Raw genomic sequence first — 3,495 nt, 5'->3', positions numbered from 1 at the left:
TTGACGATTACAAAAGAGGCGCACTCAATGTTAGAGAAGAAAGACGCGATGAGCGCAATTGCTAGCTACCGTATGGAAAGCACTTTGCGTGGTGTAGATTTAAACCTACTGACTGTATTTGATGCTGTAATGCAAGAGCAAAATATTACTCGTGCAGCACATAACCTAGGCATGTCTCAACCGGCGGTAAGTAACGCCGTGGCACGCTTAAAAGTGATGTTTAACGACGAGCTATTCATGCGCCAAGGTCGTGGTATTCAGCCTACGCAACGAGCACGTCAACTGTTTGGTCCTATTCGCCAAGCACTACAGCTGATTCGCAATGAACTTCCTAGCTCTGTATTCCAACCAGAATCTTCGACTCGCTTATTCAAGCTTGCGATTTGCAGCCCTTGTGACATGCGTTTTGCTCCGAAGATCATGGCAAAAGTGAATCAACAAGCACCAAACGTTCAGCTTCACCTAGATGCAGAATTTGACCGTTTGTTGTCTGAGCGTATGCGCTACCAAGAAATTGATTTCGTGATCGACTACGCTCGTTTTGATGAGCAAGGTTTCTCAAGTACTGAAATCTTCAAAGATGAATTAGTGGTTATCGCATCAAAAACCCACCCACGCATTCAAGGTGGTGTGACGGCTGAGCAACTGCTTAACGAAAAGCATGCGAAGTTATCGAAAGTGCATGGCCAACGTAGTTTCTCAGAGCAAGCGTACCGTGAACTGGATTGCCAAGCGGCGTATGAAGGTTCTAGTTTAAGCAACCTACTATACGTGGTGGGTCAATCTGAGCTTGTGACTATTGCACCACGTTGGATGGCGGAAAATGCGGTAAACAGCGATCAACTGCAAATTCTTGATTTCCCATTTGCGAACAAAGAAATCAGTGGATTCTTAAGCTGGCATGAATCAAGTGAAAAAGATAAAGGCCACATTTGGCTACGCGATCAACTGATGATCACTTGTGGTGAAGTCGTTGCCGCAAAATAAGATGACGTTTGGTCTTCTCGATTAGACCATATTGGTAATCATCAATTTTTACAATTCATTGGTCCCCGAGCGATTTTTGTCTCTCGGGGCTTTTTGTTTTCGTAATAAACAATCTAAACAGTAAGTTAAATAGAGTAATCATTCAGCAATTTGAGGTACGTTCGCGACGTATAAGTGATAGTTGTCTCTTATTAGTGATAAGTTTGATACTGGTCAGTTGCGTTTTAGCAAGCCGTGAGTACACTTGTTCGCTCAATTAGCTTACGCCTGTAAGCCAAAAGGTAAGTAAAAGAATGGCCAAGTTAGATTTTCATATCGTTAAACGTATTCGTGAACAAATTGCGAACGGTGGTACACGCGTTGCACTCAAGCATAAAGTGGGTGAGGAGTGGCAAGGTATTACGTGGACGCAATTTGGTCAGCAAGTTGATGCTTTATCACTTGCACTTTTGGCTCAGGGATTAGGAGTCCAAGATAAGATCGGCATTTTCTCGAACAACATGCCGCAATGGACGATTGCTGATATCGCAGCACTGCAATTACGCAGCGTGACAGTACCTATTTACCCAACCAATACTGCCGCCCAGTCGGCGTACATCATTAACAATGCAGACGTCAAAGTTCTGTTTGTTGGTGAACAGCCTCAACTTGATGCAGCAGTGAGCATTTTCGACCAGTGCGAACAGTTAGAGCTCATTGTTGCGATGTCTGATGATGTGGAACTTGGCGATCATGATTTCGTTATCTCTTGGCAAGCATTTGTTGCCAAAGGCGACGCTACATATCAAGTTGAATTGGACGCGCGTTTAGATCAGGCAAAAGAAGATGATCTACTCACGCTGATCTACACCTCGGGTACAACAGGCCAGCCAAAAGGCGTTATGTTGGACTACGCAAACATTGCGGCGCAATTGGAAGGGCACGATCAGCGCTTGAGCCTTTCTCAAAGTGACGTGTCATTATGTTTCCTTCCGTTATCACACGTATTTGAGCGCGCTTGGACCTTTTATGTATTGTACAAAGGGGCGACCAACTGCTATTTGCAAGACACCATGCAAGTACGTGATGCACTGAGCCAGGTGCGACCTACCGTGATGTGTGCCGTACCGCGTTTCTATGAGAAGATCTTCTCTGCGATTCATGAGAAAGTGTCTCGCGCGCCGATTCATCGTAAGATCATGTTTACTTGGGCAGTCAACATGGGCGCAAAAATGGCCGCTTGTCATCAAGAAAAACGTCAGCCATCGCTCTTGCTGCGTAAGTCATACGCTTTGGCGGATAAGTTGGTTCTGAGCAAACTGCGTGCGCTACTTGGCGGGCAAATCAACTTTATGCCTTGTGGTGGTGCAAAGCTGGATGAAACCATCGGTCGATTCTTCCATGCGATTGGTATCAACGTTAAGTTGGGCTACGGCATGACTGAAACCACGGCGACAGTATCGTGTTGGGATGATAAATGTTTTAACCCCGACTCTATTGGAATGTCGATGCCTGGCGCACAGGTCAAGATTGGCGAAAACAACGAGATTCTGGTTCGTGGTCCAATGGTGATGCGTGGCTATTACAAAATGCCAGAAGAGACGGAAAAGACCTTTGATGAGCACGGTTTCCTAAAAACGGGCGACGCTGGTTACATTGATGAAAATGGCAACTTGTTCATCACCGATCGTATCAAAGAGTTGATGAAAACTTCAGGTGGTAAATACATCGCTCCACAAATGATTGAAGGTGCGATTGGTAAAGACCACTTCATCGAGCAAATCGCAGTCATTGCGGATACTCGTAAGTTTGTTTCTGCGCTTATCGTGCCTTGTTATGACTCGCTAGAAGAGTACGCGAAAGAGCTGAATATCAAATATCACGATCGCGTTGAGTTGATTAAGCACCACCAGGTGGTCGAAATGCTTGAGAAGCGGGTGAACGATCTTCAAAAAGAGTTGGCAAAGTTTGAACAAGTGAAGAAGTTTAAACTGTTACCAAGAGCTTTCTCTATGGATGATGGTGAGTTAACGCCAACTCAAAAACTTCGTCGTAAAGTCATCAATGACAAATACCAAGATGAAATTGAAGAAATGTATAAGGAAAAGTCGGATAAAAAGTAACTTAAGCTGACTTAGATTTTATATTGATGAAAAAATCCCCCGTGATGTGATCGCGCATTGCTGGGGATTTTTGTTTGCATTGATTTTTTCTGCTTTGCTCGTCAAATAACGCTATTTCGCACCCTATAGCTAAAACCTTATGAAATAATGTTCTTTTTTTGAGCGTTAATTTTTTAGGTTGTACTGTGAAATAGGAGATGTGTGGCTGCTATTCCTACTAACATTCTAATTACTAGTATCTTGTTTAAAAAGTAGACCAATCTCTCATTAGACCCTTTGATAATAAAACGTTACATTTGTTGGGTAACCTTGCGGGATGTTATGACGAACGCAAGACATAGCCGAAAACGTGGAAGTATTTCGATTAGGCTACGAATAAGACCTAGACTATGTAAAACCAGACCAA

Annotated in this window: 2 protein-coding genes; both read left to right on the top strand. The window is 43.7% G+C overall.

The features are described from left to right. Positions 1-27 precede the first annotated feature (27 nt). The gene (gene calR / locus R7O12_RS23520; protein WP_005379693.1) at positions 28-987 is read left to right on the top strand and encodes a LysR family transcriptional regulator CalR; all 960 of its coding nucleotides are present in this window, start codon (positions 28-30) and stop codon (positions 985-987) included. A gap of 293 nt (positions 988-1,280) precedes the next feature. Next, the gene (locus tag R7O12_RS23515; RefSeq protein ID WP_318100812.1) at positions 1,281-3,089 is read left to right on the top strand and encodes a long-chain fatty acid--CoA ligase; all 1,809 of its coding nucleotides are present in this window, start codon (positions 1,281-1,283) and stop codon (positions 3,087-3,089) included. Positions 3,090-3,495 lie beyond the last annotated feature (406 nt).

This window comes from Vibrio sp. Vb1574 (assembly GCF_033338675.1).
Note: the sequence above shows the minus strand (reverse complement) of the source record. Positions and strands in the feature narration are given on the sequence as shown.